This is a genomic window from Rathayibacter sp. VKM Ac-2929 (assembly GCF_022815495.1).
In the GTDB taxonomy this organism is placed as follows: Bacteria; Actinomycetota; Actinomycetes; order Actinomycetales; family Microbacteriaceae; genus Rathayibacter; species Rathayibacter festucae.
In genome coordinates this window covers 741,307-763,483 of sequence record NZ_JALGRV010000002.1, presented here as the reverse complement: position 1 = coordinate 763,483, position 22,177 = coordinate 741,307, and the positions used below count along the sequence as shown (strand labels likewise).

Sequence of the window (22,177 nt, the reverse complement as noted above, 5' to 3'; positions counted from 1 at the left end):
CTCGCGCCGGACGCCTGCACAACGGACCGGGCGGGCGGGCGCGCGGAGGCGGCGTCAGCCGGGCAGCACGGCGCGGCTGGACAACCCGGCGCGGGCCGCCCGCGCGTACGCGTCCGGCAGCGCCGCGAGCAGCGCGTCGACGTCAGCGTCCGTCGTGGTCCAGCCCAGCGTCATCCGGAGCACGCCGCGCGCCTCGTCCTCGCTGCGGCCGAGCGCCAGCACCACGTGCGAGGGCTCGGGGATGCCCGCCGTGCAGGCCGAGCCGGTGGACACCGAGACGCCCGCCATGTCCAGGAGGAAGAGGAGCGAGTCGCCCTGCGCACCGGGGAAGGCGACGTGCGCGTTGCTCGCGACCCGCCGGCCGGAGTCGACGGCCGGCCCGGTCAGCGTCGCACCGGGGACGGCCGCGAGGATCCCCGCGACGAGCCGATCGCGCAGAGCCGCCAGTCGCAGCGCCTCGCCGGGCAGCTCCGCGACCGCGTCCATCACGGCCGCCGCGAACGCGGCTGCCCCGGGGACGTCCTGGGTGCCCGAGCGGACGCCGCGCTGCTGGCCGCCGCCGTGCAGCACCGGCACGACCCGGGCGTCGCGCGCCAGGATGAGGGCGCCGGTCGCGATCGGCCCGCCGACCTTGTGCCCCGAGACGCTGACCGCGACGAGACCCGCGCCGTCGCGGGAGCCGGAGGCGCGCCGCACCGCCGCGATCTCGAGCGGCACGTGGCCGAGCGCCGCGACCGCGTCGAGGTGCAACGGCACGCCGGCCCGCGCGCAGACCGCGGCCAGCTCGGCGACCGGCGCGATCGTGCCGATCTCGTTGTTCACCCAGAGCGCGGAGACCAGCGCGACGGAGCCGGGATCCGCGGCGAGCGCCGCCTCGAGCGTCTCGGGCCGCAGCGTCCCCTCCGCGTCGAGCGCGAGCCACTCGATCCGGGCTCCCTCGTGGGCCGCGAGCCACTCCACCGTGTCGATCGTGGCGTGGTGCTCGCCGCCGGGCACGAGGATGCGCGTGCGCGCCGGGGACTCCGCGAGGCGCTGCCAGTAGAGGCCCTTGAGCGCCAGGTTGATCGCCTCGGTGCCGCCCGCGGTGAGGATCACCTCGATCGGCTCGCAGCCGAGGGCGACGGCGATCGCCGAGCGGGCGTCCTCGAGCCGGCGGCGCGCCTCCTGGCCCGAGCCGTGCACCGACGAGGGGTTGCCGGGCTGCGCGGACGCCTCGGCGAAGGCGGCGAGCGCCGAGGCCCGGAGCGGGGTGGTCGCCGCGTGGTCGAGATAGATCATGGCGCCCTCCGTCCCGCGTCCGGGGTGCGGAGCAGGTCTCCGGCCCCTCACTACTGTAGGTCGCATGCAGACACGCGACTCCCTGGCCCGCCTCGGAGTCGTCGTGGACGCGGAGGGCGGTGAGCTGCGGGTCTGGTCGGAGCACGCGACCGCCATCGATCTGCTGCTCTACGACGAGAAGGACCCGAGCTGGGTCACCCGCACGGTGCCGCTGGTGCGCGGGGAGGACGCCGTCTGGTCGGCCCGGGCCGCGCAGCTGACCGTCGGCCGCCGCTACGCGATCAAGGTGGACGGGCCCTCCGGCGTCCCCGGGCGCTTCGATCCGCGGGTCCCCCTGCTCGAGCCCTACTCCCGCGGGCTGCACCGGGTCGCCGAGAACGAGTGGCGCTCCGTCGTCGTGGACGACTCCTTCGACTGGGGCTCCTCCGAGAAGCCGCGCACGCCGCTGGATCGCACCGTGATCTACGAGGCGCACGTGAAGGGCCTGACCAAGCTCAACCCGGCCCTGCCCGTCGAGCTGCGCGGCAGCTACGCCGGCCTCGCGCACGAGTCAACCGTCTCGTCGCTCCTCGACCTCGGGGTCACCGCCGTCGAGCTCCTCCCCGTGCACGCGTTCGTCTCGGAGCAGCGGCTGCTGCGCCAGGGGCTCACCAACTACTGGGGCTACAACACCCTCAACTTCTTCAGCCCGCACGCCGCCTACGCCTCCCCCGCCGCCCAGCGCGGCGGCCCGACCGCGGTGCTGCGCGAGTTCAAGGGCATGGTCAAGCTGCTGCACGAGGCCGGGCTCGAGGTGATCCTCGACGTCGTCTACAACCACACCGCCGAGGAGGGGCCACAGGGTCCGCGCTCGAGTCTGCGCGGGATCGACGACCAGGCGTACTACCGCCAGACCGGCGAGGGCCACTACATCGACGTGACCGGCTGCGGCAACACCATCGACTTCGGCCGGCCGGTCGCGCAGCGCCTGGTGCTCGACTCGCTCCGCTACTGGTCCGACGAGGTCGGGGTCGACGGGTTCCGTCTCGACCTCGCGGCGACGCTGGGGCGGGACGAGATCGCGCACTTCCAGCGCGACCACCCGCTGCTGCGCGCGGCCGTCGAGGACCCGTCGCTCGCCGACGTGAAGATGATCGCCGAGCCCTGGGACGTCGGCATGGGCGGCTGGCAGACCGGCAACTTCCCGGACGGCTGGTCGGAGTGGAACGACCGCTACCGCGACCGTGCGCGCAACTTCTGGCTCTCGGACATCGACTACGCCCGGCGCGCGGGAACGGCGCCGGTCGGCATCGGCGGCTTCGCGACCCGGCTCTCCGGCTCGTCGAACACGTTCTCGCTCGAGCGCGGGCCGCTCGCCTCCATCAACTTCGTCACGGCGCACGACGGCTTCACGCTCGCCGACCTGGTCTCCTACAACGTCAAGCACAACATCGGCAACGGGGAGTCGAACCGCGACGGCGCCGACACCAACCGCTCATTCAACCACGGCTTCGAGGGCCCGACCGCCGACGACGGCGTCAACCGGGGCCGGCGGAAGGCGATGCGGAACCTGCTCGGGACGCTCCTGCTCTCGGCCGGCGTCCCGATGATCACCGCCGGCGACGAGTTCGGCCGCAGCCAGCGCGGCAACAACAACGCCTACTGCCAGGACTCCGACCTCACCTGGCTGCGCTGGGACGGGCGCAGCGACTGGCAGCTCGAGCTGCGGGAGCACGCACGGACGCTGATCCGCCTGCGCCGCGAGCACCCGGCGCTGCGGCCCTCGCACTACGGGCGCGGCGGTGCGGTGACACCGGGAGCCACAAGCATGCAGTGGTTCGACGCGCACGGGCGGACGATGTCGGAGCACGACTGGACCTCGGCGGAGAACCGCACGCTGCAGTACCTCGCCGCGTCGACTCCCGAGACGGAGGAGTTCGACCGCGTCCTGCTGATCGTGCACGGAGTCGAGGCGGACACCTCGGTGGTCCTCGCCGAGAGCGAGGGGGTCACCGGGTACACGCGACTCTGGAGCAGCGAGGAGTCGGTGCCGCTCGAGCACGGCGAGTCGTTCGAGCCGGGGCAGGTCGTCCGCGTCGCCGGCACGTCGATGCAGCTCTTCGCCGCGCACGGCCCGCGTCCGGCCGCCGCGAGCTGATGAAGGGCGGACCGGGGACTCCGGCGACGCTCGCGCTGACCGCGGCGGGGATCGCCTTCGTGCCGCGCGAGTACCGGCACGATCCCGGGGCGGCGAGCTACGGCGGCGAGGCGGCCGAGGCGCTCGGGGTGGAGCCGGAGCGGGTGTTCAAGACGCTGCTGGTCGACGTCGACGGCGAGCTGGTCGTCGGCATCGTGCCGGTGACCGGGCAGCTGGGGCTCAAGGAGCTCGCGGCGGCGGTCGGCGGCAAGCGAGCCGCGATGGCCGACCCGGCGCTGGCGCAGCGGCGCACCGGCTACGTGCTCGGCGGCATCTCGCCGATCGGGCAGAAGACGCGGCACCGCACGGTGCTCGACGAGACGGCGGAGCTGTACGACACCGTGCTCGTCTCGGGCGGGCGGCGCGGCTTCGACATCGAGCTCGCGCCGGCGGACCTCGTCGCCGCGACGGGCGCGACCCTGGCGGACATCGCGCGCTGAGCGGGGCGGGTCTCGATACGCCGCTGCGCGGCTACTCGACCAGCATGCATCTGAGAGGACGCTTCGCGGCAGCTCCACCGGCATGCACTGAGGCCACGTCAATACTGATCGAGCAGCCCGCGCAGCGGGCTTCCACGCTGATCGAGTAGCCCGCGGAGCGGGCGTATCGAGATCCACCACCGTCAGAACCTGAGTCTGCAGACCAGCCCTTCTGGTGACGTCGGGTCTCGATACGCCCCTGCGGGGCTACTCGACCAGCATGTCGCGGCGCAGCCGCGTCCTTCAGCTCACCACTGAGACGCGGAGCGGCTTCCCCGCTCGAGACGCCGCTGCGCGGCTACTCGACCGGCATGGGGCGCGTCAGCCGGCCGCCGCGACCAGGCCGAGCTCGGCCGAGCGGGCGAGCAGCGGGTGCCGCGGCACGACGCGGACGGTGTAGCCGAAGGAGCCGCTGCGGTCGAGGACGATCTCGCCGGCGTAGGGCACGCGGCCGACCGCGTCGGCGGGCACGACCGCGCCCGACTCCTCGGCGACCTCGAGCTCGTGCAGGCGCACGTCGACGAGCGAGCCGTCCGCCGCGGTCGTGCCGGAGACGACCTGCACCACGACGTCCTCGGGCGAGAGCTCTCCGAGGCGCACTCCCGCGCGCAGGGCGAGCCGGTCGCCGCGCTGGGGCACCGCGTCGATGCCGCCGGACTCCACGGAGGCGACCGCCACTCCCGGCCAGCCCGCGCGGACCCGCTGCTTCCAGGACGACAGCTCCTTGGCGGGCTCGAAGTGGTCGGCCGCGATCTCGCGCCCGGCCTCCGCGGCGGGCTGGTAGAGCGCCTCGACGTACTGGCGCACCATCCGCTCGGCCGACAGCTCCGGCGAGAGCGTCGCCAGCGTGTGCCGGATCGAGCGCACCCAGCGGCGCGGCACTCCGTCGTGATCGCGCTCGTAGTAGCGCGGCACGACCTCGCTCTCGAGCAGCTCGTAGAGCGCATCGGCCTCGAGCGTGTCGCGCGACTCCGGGTCGAGGTCGCGGTCGGAGGACGGGATCGCCCAGCCGTTCTCGCCGTCGAAGTACTCGTTCCACCAGCCGTCGAGGATCGACAGGTTCAGCGAGCCGTTCAGCGCGGCCTTCATCCCGGAGGTGCCGCAGGCCTCGAGCGGACGCAGCGGGTTGTTCAGCCAGACGTCGGTGCCCGGGTAGAGCAGCTGCGCCATCGCGATGTCGTAGTCGGGCAGGAAGACGATCCGCCGGCGCACGTCCGGCTCCTGCGCGAAGCGGACCAGCTTCTGGATCAGCCGCTTGCCCTCCTCGTCGGCGGGGTGCGACTTGCCGGCGATCACGATCTGGATCGGGTGCTCCGGGTGGGTCAGCAGCGCGCGCAGCCGCTCCGGGTCGTGCAGCATCAGCGTCAGCCGCTTGTAGGTGGGCACTCGCCGGGCGAAGCCGATGGTGAGCACGTCCGGGTCGAGCAGCTCGTCGAGCCAGGCCGGAGTGAGGCCGCCGGGGTTCTGCTCGCGCCAGCTGCGGGCGGCGCGCGCCCGGGCGTCGCGCACCAGCTGCTCGCGCATCGAGCGCCGCGCCTGCCAGAGCTCGCCGTCGCTCAGGGCGCCGGACGCCCAGTCGGCGCGGGTGGTGTCGTCGGTGCCGAGCCGGTCGCGGGCGAGACCCCGGAGGATCGGATCGGTCCAGGTCGCCGCGTGCACGCCGTTGGTGACCGAGCCGATCGGCACCTCCGCCGTGTCGAAGCCCGGCCAGAGACCGGAGAACATCGAGCGGCTCACCTCGCCGTGCAGCTTCGAGACGCCGTTGGAGCGCTGCGCCAGGCGGAGCCCCATGAACGCCATGTTGAAGACGTCGCTCGCGCCCCCCGTGGTCGACTCGGAGCCCAGCGCCAGCACGTCCTCGATCTGCACGCCCGGCAGCAGCTCGGTGGTGAAGTACTGCTCGATCATCCCGCGGTCGAAGCGGTCGATGCCCGCCGGCACCGGCGTGTGCGTGGTGAAGACCGTGCTCGCCCGGACGACCTGCAGCGCCTGGTCGAAGTCGAGGCCCGAGCCGATCAGGCCGGAGATGCGCTCGAGCCCCTGGAAGCCCGCGTGCCCCTCGTTGGTGTGGAACACCTCCGGGAGCGGCGTGCCCGAGACCTCGGCCCACAGCTCGAGGGCGCGCACGCCGCCGATGCCCAGCAGCAGCTCCTGCAGGAGGCGGTGCTCGCCGCCGCCGCCGTAGAGCCGGTCGGTGACCGTCCGCAGGGCGTCCTCGTTCTCGCGGACGTCCGTGTCGAGGAGCAGCAGCGTCACCCGGCCCACCTCGGCCCGCCAGACCCGCGCGTAGAGCGCGCGCCCGTCCGGCAGGGCCAGGACGATCCGCGCCGCCGAGCCGTCGGCCAGCCGCACGATCCGCAGCGGCAGGCCGTCGGGGTCGAGCGAGGGGTAGGACTCGAGCTGCCAGCCGTCGGCGGAGAGGCCCTGGGAGAAGTAGCCCGAGCGGTAGAAGAGGCCGACGCCCGTCAGCGGGACGCCGAGGTCCGAGGACGCCTTGAGATGGTCGCCCGCGAGGATGCCCAGGCCGCCGGAGTACTGCGGGAGCGCCGCGGCGATGCCGAACTCGGGCGAGAAGTAGGCGATCGAGCGCGGCGCCGACTCCGGCAGCGACTGGTACCAGCGCGGCTCGGTGCGGTAGCGCTCGAGGTCGTCGCGGAGGCGCCAGGCGTCGTCGACGAAGCCCTGGTCGCGGGCCAGCTCGGCGAGGCGCTCGGGCGCGATCGCGCCGAGGAGCGCGGTCGGGTCGCCGCCGCTGCGCTGCCACAGCTCGGCGTCCGCCCGCTCGAACAGGCGACGGGTCGGCTCGTGCCAGGCCCAGCGCAGATTGCCCGCCAGCTCGCCGAGCGCGGACAGCTCGGGCGGCAGGACCGATCGGACGGTGAAGCGGCGGATGGCCTTCACGGCACTCCTCGACTCTCTGCCGGTACGACGACCGGCTGATCCCGGCGACTGCGGACCCCGGCGAGCACCCCCTGCGGACGGCCGGGGCGGTCGCGCTCGCACACTGTAGCGGAGTGCCCGCGGGCGCCGTCGGCCGTGGCGCAGGCCCTTTTGCACAGCGGCGCGCGCGTTCGCAACCGGCGTGCCAAAGGCATCGCCGGTCGCTACTGTCGTGACGTGGCTCAGACACCTTTCGGCAAGGCTTCGCACGGCAAGGACGCACGACGAGCGGCTCGGGGAGGTGCGGCCCGGGAGGAGACTCCCGCCGCGCAGACACCCCTGTCGCCCGAGGCGGCGGCACAGGATGCGCAGGATCGCACGGCACCGGCACCGGCTCCGGCCGCGCAGGCGCAGGCGCCCGTGGCACCGGGGACGGCCGACGCGGCGCCGGCTCCCGAGGCTGCGGCGGAGACCGCGGAGCAGTCCCCTCCGACCGGCTCCGGCTACCGGGTGCGCGCCGAGCGCATCCCGATCATCGACCCGCAGCCGCGGCTCGAGGACGACCGCTGGCCGGCGAAGGCCTTCGTCGGCGAGGTCGTCCCGTTCGCGGCGACGGCGTTCCGCGAGGGTCACGACCTGATCGGCGTCGACCTGCTGCTCACCTCCCCCGCCGGCACCGAGTCGGAGCACCGGATGGCACTGATCGCCACCGGCACCGACCGCTACGGGCGCCTCGTCCTCCTCGACGACGAGGGCGACTGGACGTACCGCATCCGCGCCTTCGCCGACGACTGGGCGACCTGGCTGCACACCGCCGAGGTCAAGATCCCGGCCGGCCTGGACATCGCCGTCACCTTCGCGATCGGCGAGGGCCTCCTCCGCACCGCGGCCGGCGACGACTCCCGCTCCGAGGCCGAGCGCTCCCTCCTGTCCGACGCGGCGGCCACGGTCGCCGACGAGTCGCTCTCCCCCGAGGCGCGCCTCGCCGCGGCCGAGGATCCCGCCGTGCACGGCGCCTTCACCGCGCGTCCCGTGATGAGTCTCGCGAGCGTCTCGGAGCCGCGCACGGTGCACGTCGAGCGCACCCGCGCCGGCGTCGGCGCCTGGTACGAGTTCTTCCCCCGCTCGGAGGGCGCGGTCCGGAACGAGGACGGCACCGTCACCTCCGGCTCCTTCCGCACCGCGATCGACCGCCTCCCCGCCGTCGCGGCGATGGGCTTCGACGTGCTCTACCTGCCGCCGATCCACCCGATCGGCCGCAACTTCCGCAAGGGCCCGAACAACACGCTGAACGCCGGCCCGGGCGACCCCGGCTCGCCGTGGGCGATCGGCGCCCCCGAGGGCGGGCACGACGCGATCCACCCGGACCTCGGCACGGTCGAGGACTTCACCGCCTTCCACGACGCCGTCACCGCCGCGGGCCTCGAGCTCGCGCTCGACTTCGCGCTGCAGGCCTCGCCCGACCACCCCTGGGTGACCAGCCACCCGGAGTGGTTCACGACGCTGCCGGACGGCTCGATCGCCTACGCCGAGAACCCGCCGAAGAAGTACCAGGACATCTATCCGATCAACTTCGACAACGACCCCGAGGGCATCCGCCAGGAGGCGCTGCGCGTCCTGCGGTACTGGATCTCGCTCGGCGTGAAGATCTTCCGCGTCGACAACCCGCACACGAAGCCGCTCGACTTCTGGGAGTGGATCATCCACGAGGTCAACGCCGAGAACCCCGAGGTCGTCTTCCTCGCGGAGGCGTTCACCCGCCCGGCGATCATGCGGGCGCTCGGCAAGGTCGGCTTCCAGCAGTCGTACTCGTACTTCACCTGGCGCAACACCAAGGAGGAGCTCGAGGAGTTCTTCACGAGCATCTCGCACGAGACGGCCGACTACATGCGGCCGAACCTCTTCGTGAACACGCCGGACATCCTCACCGAGTACCTCCAGTACGGCGGCCGCTCGGCCTACAAGGTCCGCGCCGCGCTCGCCGCGACGGCCTCGCCGCTCTGGGGCGTGTACGCCGGCTACGAGCTGATCGAGAACGTCGCGCGCCCCGGCGCCGAGGAGAACATCGACAACGAGAAGTTCGAGTACAAGACGCGCGACTGGGCCGCGGCCGACGCCGCCGGGACCACGATCGCCCCGTACATCACCCGGCTCAACGAGATCCGCCGGGCGCACCCCGCGCTCGCCCAGCGCCGCAACCTGCAGGTGCACGGCAGCGACGACGACGCGATCCTCGTCTACTCCAAGCACCTGGACCGCGCGTTCACCGGCACCGGCAGCGACGACACCCTCCTGGTCGTCGTCAACACCGATCCGCACTCGGCGCGCGAGACCACGGTGCACATCGACCTGCCGTCCCTCGGGCTGGACTGGAGCTCGACCTACGAGGTCGAGGACCTGATCACCGGTGCCGTGTGGACCTGGGGCAGCGACAACTACGTGCGGCTCGACTCCTTCGTCGAGCCCGCGCACATCCTGAGCGTGAAGGCGGACGGACGATGACGGTTCCCGAGGGCAAGGGCACGAGCCCGGCCGAGAGCACGGACGAGAGCGAGCGCGGGACGGGGCCGGCGCAGAACGTCGTCCCCGCCGAGGCCGGCAGCCCCGCCGACGCGGCGGACGTCGAGCCGCGCACGGAGACGGTCGTGACGACCGGCACGAGCTCGGCCACGACCACGGGCGCGCACGTCGCGGAGCCCGCGGCCGAGGAGTCGTCCGCGGCGCCCGAGCGGCTCACCCCGCCCGAGCCCGTCGCGCCGCCCGAGCGGCTCCTGCCGCCCGAGCCGACCACGGCGTCCGCGACCCCCGAGCCGCTCACGCCGCCGGAGCCGACCGCTCCGTCCGCGACCCTCGAGCCGCTGACGCCGCCGGAGCCGACCGCCGCGGCCGACGCACCGATCGCCGAGACGAGCGACTCCGACCCCGCCCCGGCGCCGGACGCCGAGGTCGACGCGCTCCCCGAGTTCCCCGAGTGGGTCCTCCAGCAGCTGGCGACCGGCAGCAACGCGCTCCCCCACGACGTCCTGGGGCAGCACCCGCTCCCCGGCGGCGGCGCGGTCGTCCGCGTGCGCCGGCCGCTCGCCGACGCCGTCACGGCCGTCCTGGCCGGCGGCGTCCGCGTCGAGCTCGAGCACCTGCACGACGGCCTCTGGCAGGGCGTCCACGACGAGGACCCGCAGGCGTACACCGTCGAGGCGCACTACGGCGACGGCTCCTCCTGGACCGCCGAGGACCCGTACCGCTTCTCGAAGACGGTCGGCGACTTCGACCTCTACCTGATCGGCGAGGGCCGGCACGAGCGGCTCTGGGAGGCGCTCGGTGCGCGGCACCGCGAGCACGAGGGTGTCTGGGGCACCTCGTTCGCCGTCTGGGCGCCGCACGCCCAGGCCGCCCGCGTCGTCGGCGACTTCAACGACTGGAGCGGCGAGGGCCACGCCCTGCGCAACCTCGGCGTCAACGGCGTCTGGGAGATCTTCGTCCCCGGCGTCGAGCCCGGCGCCTCCTACAAGTTCGACCTGCTCTCGCGGGACGGCCGCTGGGTCCGGAAGGCCGACCCGATGGCCCGCGCGACGGAGGTGCCGCCGGCGACCGCCTCGCGCGTCCCCGTCTCCCACCACCGGTGGAGCGACTCCGGCTGGATGGAGCAGCGCGCGAGCATCGACCCGCACACCCAGCCGATCAGCGTCTACGAGATGCACCTCGGCTCCTGGAAGCCCGGTCTCGGCTACCGCGACCTCGCCGATCCGCTGATCGAGTACGTCACCACGCTGGGCTTCACCCACGTCGAGTTCATGCCGCTCGCCGAGCACCCCTTCGGCGGCTCCTGGGGCTACCAGGTCACCGGCTACTACGCCGCGTCGAGCCGCTTCGGCACCGCCGACGACCTCAAGTACCTGATCGACCGGCTGCACCAGGCCGGCATCGGCGTGCTCGTCGACTGGGTGCCCGGGCACTTCCCGAAGGACGACTTCGCGCTCGCCCGCTTCGACGGCGAGCCGCTCTACGAGCACCCGGACTGGCGCCGCGGCGAGCAGATGGACTGGGGCACCTACGTCTTCGACTTCGGGCACACCCAGGTCCGCAACTTCCTCGTGGCCAACGCGCTGTTCTGGCTCGAGGAGTTCCACGTCGACGGCCTGCGGGTCGACGCCGTGGCGTCGATGCTCTACCTCGACTACTCCCGCAAGGAGGGCGAGTGGCTGCCGAACCAGTTCGGCGGCCGCGAGAACCTCGAGGCGATCAGCTTCCTGCAGGAGGTGAACGCCACCGCGTACAAGCTCTACCCCGGCATCATGATGATCGCCGAGGAGTCCACCAGCTGGCCCGGCGTCACCCAGCCCACCGTCTCCGGCGGGCTCGGCTTCGGGCTCAAGTGGAACATGGGCTGGATGAACGACTCGCTGCGCTACATGGCGAACGACCCGCTGTGGCGCCAGTACCACCTGGGCGAGATCACCTTCTCCTTCGTCTACGCCTTCAGCGAGCAGTTCGTGCTGCCGATCAGCCACGACGAGGTCGTGCACGGCAAGGGCTCGCTGATCCAGAAGATGCCGGGCGACCACTGGCAGCAGCTGGCCAACGTGCGGGCCTACCTGGCGTTCATGTGGGCGCACCCGGGTAAGCAGCTGCTCTTCATGGGCCAGGAGTTCGGGCAGTACTCGGAGTGGTCCGAGGAGCGCGGGCTCGACTGGTGGATCCTCGACCAGCCCAGCCACCGCGGGCTGTGGAGCCTCGTCGGCGAGCTGAACCGGCTCTACCGCGAGGTCCCGTCGCTGAACGAGCTCGACAACGACCAGGCCGGCTTCGAGTGGATCGACGGCGGTGCCGCGGCGCCGAACGTGATCTCCTTCCTCCGCAAGGACAAGGCCGGCCGCGCGGTCGCGGTCATCGTCAACTTCTCCGGCTCGCCGGTGCACGGCTACCGCGTCGGCCTCCCCGAGGCCGGCCGCTGGGAGGAGCTGCTCAACACGGACGCCGAGATCTACGGAGGCTCCGGAGTCGGCAACTTCGGCGCCGTCGAGGCCCGCGACGAGCCCTGGGCGGGCCGACCCGCCTCGGCCGAGCTGATCCTGCCCCCGCTCGGCGCGCTCTTCCTGCGCCACCTGGGCTGACCGGCACCACCCCACCCGGAGGCGGGCGGAGCGGACGCACACGCGTCCCTCCGCCCGCCTTCGTCGTCGTGCCGGTCGGGCGGCCGCTCAGCGGACCGGGCCATGCTGATCGAGCAGCCCGCGGAGCGGGCCACCGCATGCTGATCGATCTGCATGCGCAACGGGCCACCTCATGCTGATCGAGTAGCCCGCGGAGCGGGCGTATCGAGATCCCCCGGCGTCAGAAGCCGAGTCTGCAGACCGCCCTGCAGAGGACCTGGGGTCTCGATACGCCCCTGCGGGGCTACTCGACCAGCATGCACGGACCCGCCGTGGATGGGAGATCGAACTCTCGCCGAGACCGACAGCTGTTGCGTAGGGGGCCAGGCGCGGGATAGCGTCGAGCTAGAGATCGTTCTCCCGCCCGCGCGCGGGGCACCACCGCGACTCCCCGATGAAGAGGACTCCCCCGTGAGAAGAAGAATCCTGACCGCGGCCGCCGCGGTCGCCACCGTCGCCCTCGCCCTGACCGGCTGCTCCTCGGGCGGTGGCGGCGGCGCGTCCGACGACCCGAACGCCGAGGTCCAGTTCTGGTCCTTCACCGGCATCCAGGCGAAGGACAACGTCAGCGAGTATCTGGCCAAGAAGCCCGACGCGAAGGTCAAGCTGACCGAGGTCGGCTCCTCGCAGGAGACCGCCACCGCCCTGACCGCCGCGCTCGCCGGCGGCAAGGTGCCGGACCTGGTCATGATCCAGGGCGACGACCTGCCCCGCTTCGTCGAGAACAGCGCCAGCTTCCTCGACCTGCGCACCCTCGGCGGCGACGACCTCGACGCCTCCTATCTGAAGTGGGCCGCCGACGCCGGCACCGCGCAGGACGGCTCGGTCGTCGGCATCCCGACCGACGTCGGCGGACTGAGCTTCGCCTACCGCGCCGACCTCTTCGAGCAGGCCGGCCTCCCGACCGACCCTGCCGAGGTCGCCGCGCTCTGGAGCGACTGGGACGGCTTCCTCGCGACGGGCGAGAAGTACACCGCCGCGACCGGCAAGCCGTTCGTCGACAACGTGGAGACCAGCGTCTTCTACTCGACCATCAACCAGGTGACCGAGAAGTACTACTCCCCCGACGGCGAGCTGGTCTACGACACCAACCCGCAGGTCGAGGACGCCTTCGACACCGCCGTGCAGGCGCACGACGCGGGCATCAGCGCCGGCATCGCCGCGTTCTCCTCGGGCTGGGGCCCCGGGCGCGCGAACGGCGCGTTCGCCGTGACCGTCGCTCCCTCGTGGATCCTGCAGGGTATCAAGACCGACGCCCCCGACACCGCCGGGAACTGGCGGGTCACCACGGTCCCCGGCGTCGGCGGCAACTGGGGCGGCAGCGTCATCGCCATCCCGGCCCGCGCCGAGCACCCCGAGGCCGCCTGGCAGTACATCGAGACGATGATGTCGGCCGAGGGCCAGGAGGACCACTTCGCCACCTCGGGCACCTTCCCGGCGGCGACCGACGCCCTCGAGAGCGAGAGCGTCCGCGCCTACACGGACCCGTTCTTCGGCGACTCGAAGATCGGCGACGTGATCGCCACCTCCGTCGAGCAGTTCCCGTCCTTCGTCAACGGGCCCGACACCGGCGTGATCGGCGCGGCGCTCTCCGGCGCCCTGGTCGAGCTGGAGTCCGGCAACGTCTCGTCGGCGGACGCCTTCTCCTCCGGACTCGACAGCGCACGCCAGGCCGTCGGCGGCTGACGCTCCCCCGATGGACGACGACGCCCCCGAGCCCTGCGGCCCGGGGGCGTCGTCGTTGAGCGGTGCGGTTCGGCGACCTCCGGTCAGGCCTCGTCCCCGCGCGCCACCGCGGTGCGCCAGGTGTCGATGAGCACGACCGACCCGAGCATCACGAGCGCGAGCGCCACCGAGGCGAGAGTGTCGGTCAGCCAGTGGTAGCCGAGGTACAGGCGGGCGACGACCTGGCCGGCGATCATCCCGAGCGAGAGCGCGAAGCCGCCGATCGCCCAGACCGGCGAGGAGCGGCGCGAGGCGAGCAGGAAGGTCGTGATCAGGAAGAAGTCGCAGACGCCGGTCACGTGGCCGGACGGGAAGGAGAACGTCCCGTCGGCCCCGAGCAGCATGTACTCCACGGGCGGCCGCATCCGCTGCACCAGGTGCGCGGCGAGCTGGACGCTGAGCATCCCCGTGATCATCCCGCCCGCGAGCAGGAGCGGCCGCCAGAGGTGCCGGGCGAGCGCGATCCACAGCACGAGCACGCCGAGGATGATGATCGGCAGGAAGACCGGGCCGAACACCGTGGCCAGCGTGTCCATCACCACCGTCCCCTCCGCGAAGCGCTTCGCGCGGAACCACTCCGAGACCGCGGGGTCGAGCGCCGCCAGGCCGGTGCCCGTCGCGACCTGGACGATCAGCGCGGCGAAGAGCACGAGACCGACCGCCACCGAACCGCCTCCCGCGCGCATCAGGCGGCGGCGGGCGGGCTCCGTCATCTCCCGCTGCTCGACGAGGAATCGCTGGTGGAATCGGGCGCTCGGGGAGAGGGCGGCGGTGCTCATCCGCTCACCCTAGGGGTCGGTGGCGAGCGCCCCGACCGCACTCCGCGGTCGGTGCTCAGCCGCCGATCCCCTTCCCGTACGTCGCCCAGCTGGTCGCGCGCATTGTCAAGAGCGGATAACCGCCCCTCGGATCGGGGACCATCGAGGGATGGCCACCAGCGGAGCACCCCTCGAGGGCCGGCACGTCCGATTCATCCGCTACACCCGCACCCGCGACGGCTGGACCAGCGAGACCGTGCACGGGCGCCTCGAGGGGCACACGCCGGCGACCTGGCAGCTGCGGGTCGTCGACGAGCTGCGCGAGCTGCCCCGGGACGAGTGGGCGCTCTACCGCCCCTGACCGGACGCCCGCATCAGCGGCCGAGGGTGCTGCTCGGGTACTCGCCGAAGCGCGCGGCGTAGGCGGCGGAGAACCGGCCGAGGTGTCCGAAGCCCCAGCTGCGTGCCGTGCCGGCGACACTCGAGCGCGCCGGATCGCCCAGGCGCAGGTCCGCGTGCACCCGGTCGAGGCGCACGTCGCGGACGTACTGCAGCGGCGTGGTGCCGAGCAGGCGCTGGAACGCGACCTGCAGACCGCGCACGCTGAGGTGCGCGGCTGCGGCGATCTCGATCGGTCCGATCGGGAGATGCGCGTTCTCGTGCACGAACTCGACGGCGGAGCGCATCCCGGCGTTGCTCGGGGCGAGCAGGACCTCCGGGAGCGCCGCGCCCTCGGGCGGGTACAGCTCCAGGAACGCGGCCGCCGCCCGGCGGGTCAGCCGGTCCCAGAGCAGCGGCGTCACCCGGCCGGTGCGGATCGCCGTGGAGATCTCGCCGATCACCGCGTGCCACTGCGCCACGGCCTCCACGCCGTGGCGGTGCAGGTGGTCGAAGCGGAGCGCGCCCGTGCGGCGGTAGCCGTGCTCGCGGGCGCTGCGGTCGACGTGCTCACGGCTCAGGTGCACGAGCTTCTGGTCGTAGTCGGCGTAGGAGAAGACGAACGGTCGATGGGCCGGATTCAGGAGCGGCACACCACGCGTCACCGGCATCGCGTCCCGGTGGACGTCGACGATCCCCCTGCCCTCGACCAGCCACTGCACGACGTAGTCGCCGCCGGCCGGGTCCTCCCCGGTGGTCGCGCCGCGCATCTGCGAGGTGCGCAGCGTCATCACCGGGTCGCCCAGCGCCGCGTAGCGGAACGAGAACGGCTGCTCGGTGGCCGCCACCGACCACCCCGTCCCCGAGTAGAAGCCGCCGAGGACCTCGGAGGCGCGCTCGAGGTCGGTGCCGACCGCCTCGATGCGGATGCTCCCCCGATCCTCCCGTGCGGAGTCCGGAGCCCGATCAGTCGCCATGCTGCGCTCTCGTCCGCTCCGGCCCACCGGGCGGGTCGAGCACGGTCGCGAGCTGCTGCAGGGTCGAGAGCACGGACTCGACCACGGCGTCGTCGAGCTGCGCGACGAGCGCCGACGCATCCCGGTCGGCAGGGCCGAACGCCTCGTCGATCGCCTCGCGACCGCGTGGAGTGAGGGCGAGCCAGCGCCGTCGGCCGTCGGACTCGTCGTCGACGCGGTGCAGGTAGCCGGCCGCGACCAGCCGCTTGGCGGCCATCGACGCCGCAGCGCGAGTGACGTCGAGCCAGTCGGCGAGCTGGCCGAGGGTCACCGGGGAGCGGCCGGTCCGCGCCACGTACTGCAGGGCCGCGATGTCGGTCGCGCCGAGGCCGAGCTGCACCCGCCCTCGGGCGGTCAACCGGCGCTGGGCGTCCTGCGCGTGCACGACCGCCTCCACGAGGCGCGCGGCCCGGTCTCCGCTCGGCTCGAACTGCAGGTGCTCCGCCACTGCTCCCCCTTCCGCCCGTGCCGATCCGCGGTAGCCGCCGCCGTGAGCGACCTCCCGGTGCGAGGAGTGCGCTGAGCGGACAACCGCACAGGAAGGAGATACCGGCAAAAAAGTTACCTTGTCTGCGTCGATCCGACAATCCGATCCGCCCCAGACCCCGGCAGACAGGACGACCACCATGGAACTTCTCCGCGGTCGATCCGCGCCGACCCGAAGCGATCCGCCGGATCGGCTGACCGCGGGACCTCGCGTCGACTCCGAGCGCCGGGTGTCCACTCCTCACTCGGCACGCACCGCCCCTGAGGCGCCCGACACGAGGCGGGACCGGTCGTCCTCGTCCGTGTTCCTCCCGCAGCGGCGAGCCCCCCGCGCTCATGTCACCGTTTCGGTGACACTGATGGGGATGCTGTCACCGTTCCGTACCTCCCTGAGCCGTCGTCGTGCCGGTGGTGGCCCCCGTGCCTGAGGACTCGGTCGACGGTGTGTTCGTCTCCTGGGTGGAGTCCCTGCCCGACGTCACGGACGAGGAGGCGGCGGTCCTCCAGGCCGTCGGCTTCCTGAGCGCTAGCCTGCGGATCTCCGCCGACGTCGCCTTCCTCACGCTGCGCGCCGAGGCGGCGTCGAGCGGTCTCGACCTGCCGATCGTGGCCCGCGAGGTGCTCGTCCACCAGCGCAGCATCACCGCCCCCCGCTCCGAGAACTGCTCCTGCGGCTGAGCGCGACGCCCCGCCCGAACGCTGCCGACCCCGCCCCGACGCGGCCCCCGCATGCTGATCGAGTAGCCCGCGCAGCGGGCGTATCGAGATCCACCACGGTCGGAACCAGCAGCGCCGGTCCCCTCCACCTGCACCAGCGGGCCCCGCTGAGCCCTGCGCACTGCTCGACCCGCGACCTCAGGCCTCGCCCTTGCTGCCTCACGCGAGGAGCAGCTCGCGCAGCGGCACGATCGCAACCCTCGATCCACGGAGGCGGCAGCCTCCACCCCGGTCGACGGCAGGTCTCGATACGCCCCTCCGGGGCCACTCGACCAGCATGTCCGGCACACCCCCGCGGGTCTACTCGACCAGCATGTTCGGCACGCCCCTGCGGGACTACTCGACCACCATGGCCGGATGCGGGATACAGCGGCCAGAGGTCGGCCTCTGCGGAGCACGTGCGCTGACGACAACGAATGCTGAGCCGCCCGTCCCCAGAACCAGCCGAGTCCCACAAGGCGATGAGCGAGAAACGCGTGCCAGCGTTTCTCGCGAGCCGGACGCAGGACGCTCTGCGGAACGCACGCACACGATCTGCCGACCGCGGCGGGAGGAGCGCTAGCGCTCCTCCCGCAATTCAATTCAGTACAGCAACCCCGTGAGCCGCGCTCGCGCCTTGTTCACGCGCGGGTCGGTCGTGCCGACGATCTCGAACAGCTCGAGCAGGCGGGCGCGGACGCTCGCCTTGCCGTCGGCGTCGAGGCGCGGGTACATCGACAGGAGGCGGTCGAACGCGTCCTCCACGTGGCCGCCGGAGACGTCGAGGTCGGCGACGGCGAGCTGCGCGTCGAGGTTCGCGGGCTCGGCGGCCGCGGTCGAGCGGATGTCGTCGAGGGTGCGGCCCTGCAGGCGCTGCAGCAGCTTCACCTGGGCGAGTCCCGCGACGGCGAGGTCGTCGCGCGGGTTCTGCGCGATGGCGGTCTCGTACTCGGTGATCGCGGCGGAGTAGTCGCCGCGGTCGATCGCGTCGTACGCCTCCTGGTGGTGCGGGGGCAGCGGGGCGGCCTCGGGCTCGGCGCCCGGCTCGGCACCGGCGGCCGGGTCGACGGGAACGGTGCCGGTGACGCCCTGCTGCGCGGCGAGCTGGAGGACCTGCTCGAGCAGGTCGCGGAGCTGCTCCTCGGTGATGAGGCCGTTGAACATCGGCACCGGGCGGCCGGCGATCACCGCGGCGATCGTCGGGACCGACTGCACCTGGAACGCCTGCGCGAGCTGGGGGCTCGACTCGACGTCGACGCCGACCAGCACGAGGGCACCGGCGTAGGAGATCACGACCTTCTCGAGCAGAGCGGTCATGCTCAGGCTCTGGTCGGACCACGAGCCGCGCAGGTCGATGATCACGGGGACCCGCGAGGACAGCTGGACGACCTGGTCGAACTCCGCGTCACCGGCCGAGAGCAGCAGCGGGTTCGCGACGGGGGCGCCCTGGGGGGCCTCACCGCCGCCCGCGGGTGCGGAGGGCGCGGCCGGCGGGGTGCGCCGGTTCACGAGAGTGGACAGGTCGACGGCACCGCGCAGGTTGCCGGGCAGCGGGGGCAGGGGGGTGCTCACGGCAGCTGCACCACCGAGACGAGTCCTTGGCTCCATCCGAGCATGACGATCTTCTCCTCCGATCCGACGGGCGGTACGTAGAACAGCAACTGATAACCGTAGGTGGTCGCGATGCCCGTGGTCGACTTGTCGATCCCGAGCAGGGTCTGCGAGGCGCCGGACGTCGACACGGTCGAGCCCTCGGCGGTCGGGCGGACCGTCGCGGTCTCGGCGATGCTCGCGGCGACGAGCGCGCCGGAGTCGTTGGTGGCGAGGGCGATGGTGTCCGAGGTCCCCGCTGCGTTGGTGAACTCGATCGAGGCGGTGTCCGGCAGCGCCTCGCGATCGGCGTTCTTCTTGTCGACGCCGACCTGGCCACGGAGGGTGTCGCCGTCGCCCGAGAAGGTCCCGGCGTACTGGCTGGAGTCGCCGTTGGCGAGGATGTCCGCGTAGGCCGCGCCGACGTTCTCCGGAGCGAGCTTCATCAGCTTCGAGTCGGGGGCGACGATCGAGGTGCCGACCGTGACCGGCGCGACGTCGGGGATCCGCGCGTTGGCCTCGAGCGAGATCGCGTAGTCGACCTTGTAGTCGAGGCGGGGGCTCGCCTGGCTCATCATCAGGGCGATCGGCGCCTGCGTGGCGTCGGCGGTGTTCTGCACGACCGCCGTGACCAGCCGCGGCCAGCTGTCGGTGTCCTGCGGGAGGACGAGGCTCACCGGCGACGCCGGGATCGCCTGCGGCGCGTCGATCGTGCCGCCCTTCGTCAGGACCTCGTAGTTCGTGGTGCGCTCGGTCAGTGCCTCGCCCTGGAAGCGCTCCGCGAGGATGCTCGCGTCGCGAGCGGCGTCGGCGGCAGCCGCGACCTCGGAGACCGAGGCGACGATCGCCTCCGCCTGCTGGGTGGTGACGACCGGGGTCGGCTCCTCGGCGACGGGCTCGGCGCCCGGGGTCGCGGTGGCGGACGCCGTCGGCGTCCCGGAGGCGCTCGCGGCGAGGTCGGGCCAGTAGTCGGAGCTACAGCCGGCGAGCAGCACGGTCGCGCCGAGCGCCATCGGGAGCACCAGCAGCCGGCGGCGCCGCGAGGGCTGAGCCGCCGCGAGGGAGGACTGGATGCCGGCGCGGGCGCGCGGCAGCCGGACACCGCGCGGCACCTTGCCCTGCGGGCCCTTGCGGCGCGGTCCGTGCTGGCGGCGCAGGTGCAGGAACGCCCAGATGTAGAGGATCAGCCCGATCAGCAGGAACACGGCTCCCCCCAGCAGCAGCGGACCGGCCAGCGGCGTCGCGGTGTCGACCGGCCAGCTCACCCGGATGTCGCTCGCGGCCGGGGCGGTCCCGTCGGTGGCGACGATCAGCGAGACGTCCTCCGGCAGGTCGAGGGCGACAGTGATGCTGCCGGTGCCCTCGAACTGCTCGAGCCAGAGGTCGGAATCGCGGGGATCGACGACGGCGGCGTTCGCGTCCGCCACGTCGGAGGCCAGCGTCAGCGCCGTCCCGGTCTCCTGCTCGGCGGACAGGCTGTCCGCGCCGTCCTCGCTGCTCGCGTAGTCGATGCGGTCGTAGTCGGAGCCGCCGACCCAGCCCAGCACGTCGGTCGTCGGCGCGTACGCCATCACGAGGTCGCCCTCGCCCTCGACCGTGATCGTCTGCCGGCCGGGATTGGCGCCAAGCGTGCTGCCGTCGATGACGGCGTAGGGGGCGCCGGACTCGAGCGCGGTCTGCGCGGTGAGCGACTCCGGTGGAGCCCACACCGTCCGCTGGCCGATGCCGAGCGCGATGAGCGCCGCGGCGATGACGGTGGCGATGATGGCGAAGACGAACCGCACGAAAGAACTCCTCCTGCGTTGCCGGATCGGGGGGGGTGGCGGCCCGGGACGGCTCCGGTGACGGCCGGACCGGGGCGCGACGGCAACAGACAAAGACAGTCCAGGTTAGCGGATGGGCCGAGCCGAACCCAGGGATCGGCCGAGAGCCCCGATCCAGGGGCGCGCGGTGCGGGTGTCGGCCCGGGCCGCGAGGCACCCGCTGACTAAACTCCCTGGAGTGCCGCGACCCCACCGCGGCCGTGTTCCGGAGGAGACGACGTGGCAAGCGACGAGGCCGAATTCACCCAGGTGTTCCGGGGCTACGACCGGGACGAGGTCGACAAGGCCATCCAGGGTCTGCGCCGCGAGCTCATCCACGCCAACACCCAGGCCGCTGAGAGCGGTCGCGAGGCCAAGCGTCTCTCCTCCCGGATCGACGGGCTCGAGAAGGAGCTGCAGCAGGTCGGTGCGCCCACCTACGCGGGACTCGGGGCGAAGCTCGAGCACACCCTCCGGGTGGCCGAGGAGCAGTCGGAGCGCATCATCGCCCAGGCGGAGAACGACGCCTCGGCGCTGCGCCGCTCGACCCGCGACGACCGCGACAGCCTGCTGAAGGACGCGCGCGACGAGGCCGAGCGCCTCGTGACGGAGGCGCGCCGCCGCGCCGACCGCACCCGCGAGGAGTCCGAGGCGCAGGCCGCCGCGACGCTCGGCAAGGCCGCCGACGACCGCGACGTGATGACCCAGGACGCCGTCCGCGAGGCCGCCGCCATCCGCGGCACCGTCGCCACCGAGGCCGCCGAGACCCGCGCGACCGCGAAGCGCGAGGCCGCAGCGATCCGCTCCGAGGCCGGCCGCGAGGCCGCCGAGATGCGCGCCGTCGCCGCCCGCGAGGTCGAGGTGGCCCGCGCCGAGGCCGCCCGCCTGGCGCAGAGCAACGAGCTGCTGCGCGCGGAGGTCGCCTCCGAGGTCGACCGCCTGCGCGCCGCCGTCACCGCCGAGGTCGCCGAGGCCCGTGCCGCGATCGAGGCCGAGGTCCTGGCCGCCCGCGCCGACCTCGAGGCCGAGGTCCTGTCCGGCCGCGCCGACCTCGCCGCGGAGCTGGCCACCGGTCGCGCCGAGGGCGCGCGCGAGCTCGCCGATCTGCGCACCCAGCTCGCCCGCGACCGGGCCGAGGCCGTCGCCCTCCTGGACGCCGAGCTCGCCGCGCTGCGCTCCGCCGCCTCCGACGAGGCCGCAGCACTCTCGCGCGAGGTCGAGCAGGCCCGGATCGATCTCGTCGTCGAGCTCGCCGCCCGCCGCGAGGAGGCGGACCGCGACTACCTGCTCCGCCACCAGGAGGCGGTCGCCCAGACGCAGCGCTACCTCGACGAGTCGAACCTGCAGCTCGCCGACGCCATCCGCCGCGCGAACGACAAGCGCCTGGAGGCCGACGCGCTCCGCAGCGACGCCCTCGACGACGTCACGCGCCTGCGCCGCGAGGCGCAGGACGAGTCGGACGCGCTGCTCGACTCCGCGCGCGACCGCGCCCGCGAGATGATCGCCGACGCCGAGCGGCGCACCCGCGAGCTGCAGAACACGGCCGAGTCCCGTCTCGACGAGATCCGCACCGAGCGCGACGCGATCGCCGGCTACGTCACGGGCCTCCGCGGCCTGATCGGGCACATCGACGGCCTGTCGGACGACGACGGCGGATCGAAGGACGACGACGGCGACTCGAAGAACGACGGCGACTCGAAGAACGACGGCGGCGGATCGAAGAACGACGGGGGCGCGGCGAACCGCTGACCGGCGCGGGCGGG

The 22,177-nt window shown here is 73.0% G+C and carries 15 protein-coding genes; 8 read left to right on the top strand and 7 right to left on the bottom strand.

The window, feature by feature from the left end:
• Nucleotides 1–54: 54 nt before the first annotated feature.
• Nucleotides 55–1,278: a cysteine desulfurase family protein gene (locus tag MT355_RS08115; RefSeq protein WP_243599130.1), complete on the bottom strand. Its 1,224-nt coding sequence runs from the start codon at nucleotides 1,276–1,278 to the stop codon at nucleotides 55–57.
• 64 nt (nucleotides 1,279–1,342) lie between these two features.
• Here MT355_RS08115 and glgX point away from each other — a divergent pair, with 64 nt between their 5' ends.
• Complete coding sequence (gene glgX / locus MT355_RS08110) at nucleotides 1,343–3,415, top strand: glycogen debranching protein GlgX (RefSeq protein WP_243599129.1); 2,073 nt, start codon at nucleotides 1,343–1,345, stop codon at nucleotides 3,413–3,415.
• Nucleotides 3,415–3,894: a Cys-tRNA(Pro) deacylase gene (gene ybaK / locus MT355_RS08105; protein ID WP_243586685.1), complete on the top strand. Its 480-nt coding sequence runs from the start codon at nucleotides 3,415–3,417 to the stop codon at nucleotides 3,892–3,894. The genes glgX and ybaK overlap by 1 nt, the downstream gene beginning before the upstream one ends.
• Before the next feature lie 360 nt (nucleotides 3,895–4,254).
• Here the strand turns inward: ybaK and glgP are convergent, their stop codons facing one another.
• Nucleotides 4,255–6,834, bottom strand: a complete 2,580-nt coding sequence (glgP, locus tag MT355_RS08100) for an alpha-glucan family phosphorylase (RefSeq protein ID WP_243599128.1) — start codon at nucleotides 6,832–6,834, stop codon at nucleotides 4,255–4,257.
• A gap of 399 nt (nucleotides 6,835–7,233) precedes the next feature.
• On the opposite strand from glgP, the gene MT355_RS08095 reads away from it, so the two are divergent.
• The 3 genes from MT355_RS08095 to MT355_RS08085 all read left to right on the top strand — a co-directional run bounded on the left by MT355_RS08095 (nucleotide 7,234) and on the right by MT355_RS08085 (nucleotide 13,649).
• Complete coding sequence (locus MT355_RS08095) at nucleotides 7,234–9,315, top strand: alpha-1,4-glucan--maltose-1-phosphate maltosyltransferase (protein ID WP_374204647.1); 2,082 nt, start codon at nucleotides 7,234–7,236, stop codon at nucleotides 9,313–9,315.
• Nucleotides 9,312–11,924 carry a 1,4-alpha-glucan branching protein GlgB gene (gene glgB, locus MT355_RS08090; RefSeq protein WP_243599127.1) on the top strand — a complete coding sequence of 871 codons (2,613 nt, stop codon included), beginning with the start codon at nucleotides 9,312–9,314 and terminating at the stop codon, nucleotides 11,922–11,924. Before MT355_RS08095 ends, glgB begins: the two co-directional genes overlap by 4 nt.
• Nucleotides 11,925–12,374: 450 nt before the next feature.
• On the top strand, nucleotides 12,375–13,649 hold the full coding sequence (locus MT355_RS08085) for an ABC transporter substrate-binding protein (RefSeq protein WP_243599126.1): 1,275 nt from the start codon (nucleotides 12,375–12,377) through the stop codon (nucleotides 13,647–13,649).
• An 83-nt stretch (nucleotides 13,650–13,732) separates the two neighbouring features.
• Here the strand turns inward: MT355_RS08085 and MT355_RS08080 are convergent, their stop codons facing one another.
• On the bottom strand, nucleotides 13,733–14,467 hold the full coding sequence (locus MT355_RS08080; protein WP_123736867.1) for a phosphatase PAP2 family protein: 735 nt from the start codon (nucleotides 14,465–14,467) through the stop codon (nucleotides 13,733–13,735).
• A gap of 148 nt (nucleotides 14,468–14,615) precedes the next feature.
• Here MT355_RS08080 and MT355_RS08075 point away from each other — a divergent pair, with 148 nt between their 5' ends.
• Nucleotides 14,616–14,807, top strand: a complete 192-nt coding sequence (locus MT355_RS08075) for a hypothetical protein (protein ID WP_243599125.1) — start codon at nucleotides 14,616–14,618, stop codon at nucleotides 14,805–14,807.
• A gap of 13 nt (nucleotides 14,808–14,820) precedes the next feature.
• On the opposite strand, the gene MT355_RS08070 is transcribed toward MT355_RS08075, so the two are convergent.
• Nucleotides 14,821–15,801: an AraC family transcriptional regulator gene (locus tag MT355_RS08070; protein WP_243599124.1), complete on the bottom strand. Its 981-nt coding sequence runs from the start codon at nucleotides 15,799–15,801 to the stop codon at nucleotides 14,821–14,823.
• Complete coding sequence (locus MT355_RS08065; RefSeq protein WP_243599123.1) at nucleotides 15,791–16,288, bottom strand: MarR family winged helix-turn-helix transcriptional regulator; 498 nt, start codon at nucleotides 16,286–16,288, stop codon at nucleotides 15,791–15,793. The genes MT355_RS08070 and MT355_RS08065 overlap by 11 nt, the downstream gene beginning before the upstream one ends.
• Before the next feature lie 458 nt (nucleotides 16,289–16,746).
• Between MT355_RS08065 and MT355_RS08060 the strand changes: the two genes are divergently transcribed.
• Nucleotides 16,747–17,004, top strand: a complete 258-nt coding sequence (locus tag MT355_RS08060; RefSeq protein ID WP_243599122.1) for an ANTAR domain-containing protein — start codon at nucleotides 16,747–16,749, stop codon at nucleotides 17,002–17,004.
• 621 nt (nucleotides 17,005–17,625) lie between these two features.
• Here the strand turns inward: MT355_RS08060 and MT355_RS08055 are convergent.
• Together MT355_RS08055 and MT355_RS08050 are read right to left on the bottom strand one after the other, a co-directional pair.
• On the bottom strand, nucleotides 17,626–18,630 hold the full coding sequence (locus MT355_RS08055; protein WP_374204646.1) for a tetratricopeptide repeat protein: 1,005 nt from the start codon (nucleotides 18,628–18,630) through the stop codon (nucleotides 17,626–17,628).
• Nucleotides 18,591–20,396, bottom strand: a complete 1,806-nt coding sequence (locus MT355_RS08050; protein ID WP_243599120.1) for a hypothetical protein — start codon at nucleotides 20,394–20,396, stop codon at nucleotides 18,591–18,593. The genes MT355_RS08055 and MT355_RS08050 overlap by 40 nt, the downstream gene beginning before the upstream one ends.
• Nucleotides 20,397–20,654: 258 nt before the next feature.
• Here MT355_RS08050 and MT355_RS08045 point away from each other — a divergent pair, with 258 nt between their 5' ends.
• Entirely contained in the window at nucleotides 20,655–22,163 is a 1,509-nt protein-coding gene (locus tag MT355_RS08045) for a DivIVA domain-containing protein (RefSeq protein ID WP_243599119.1), read from the top strand.
• The last annotated feature ends 14 nt before the right edge of the window (nucleotides 22,164–22,177 follow it).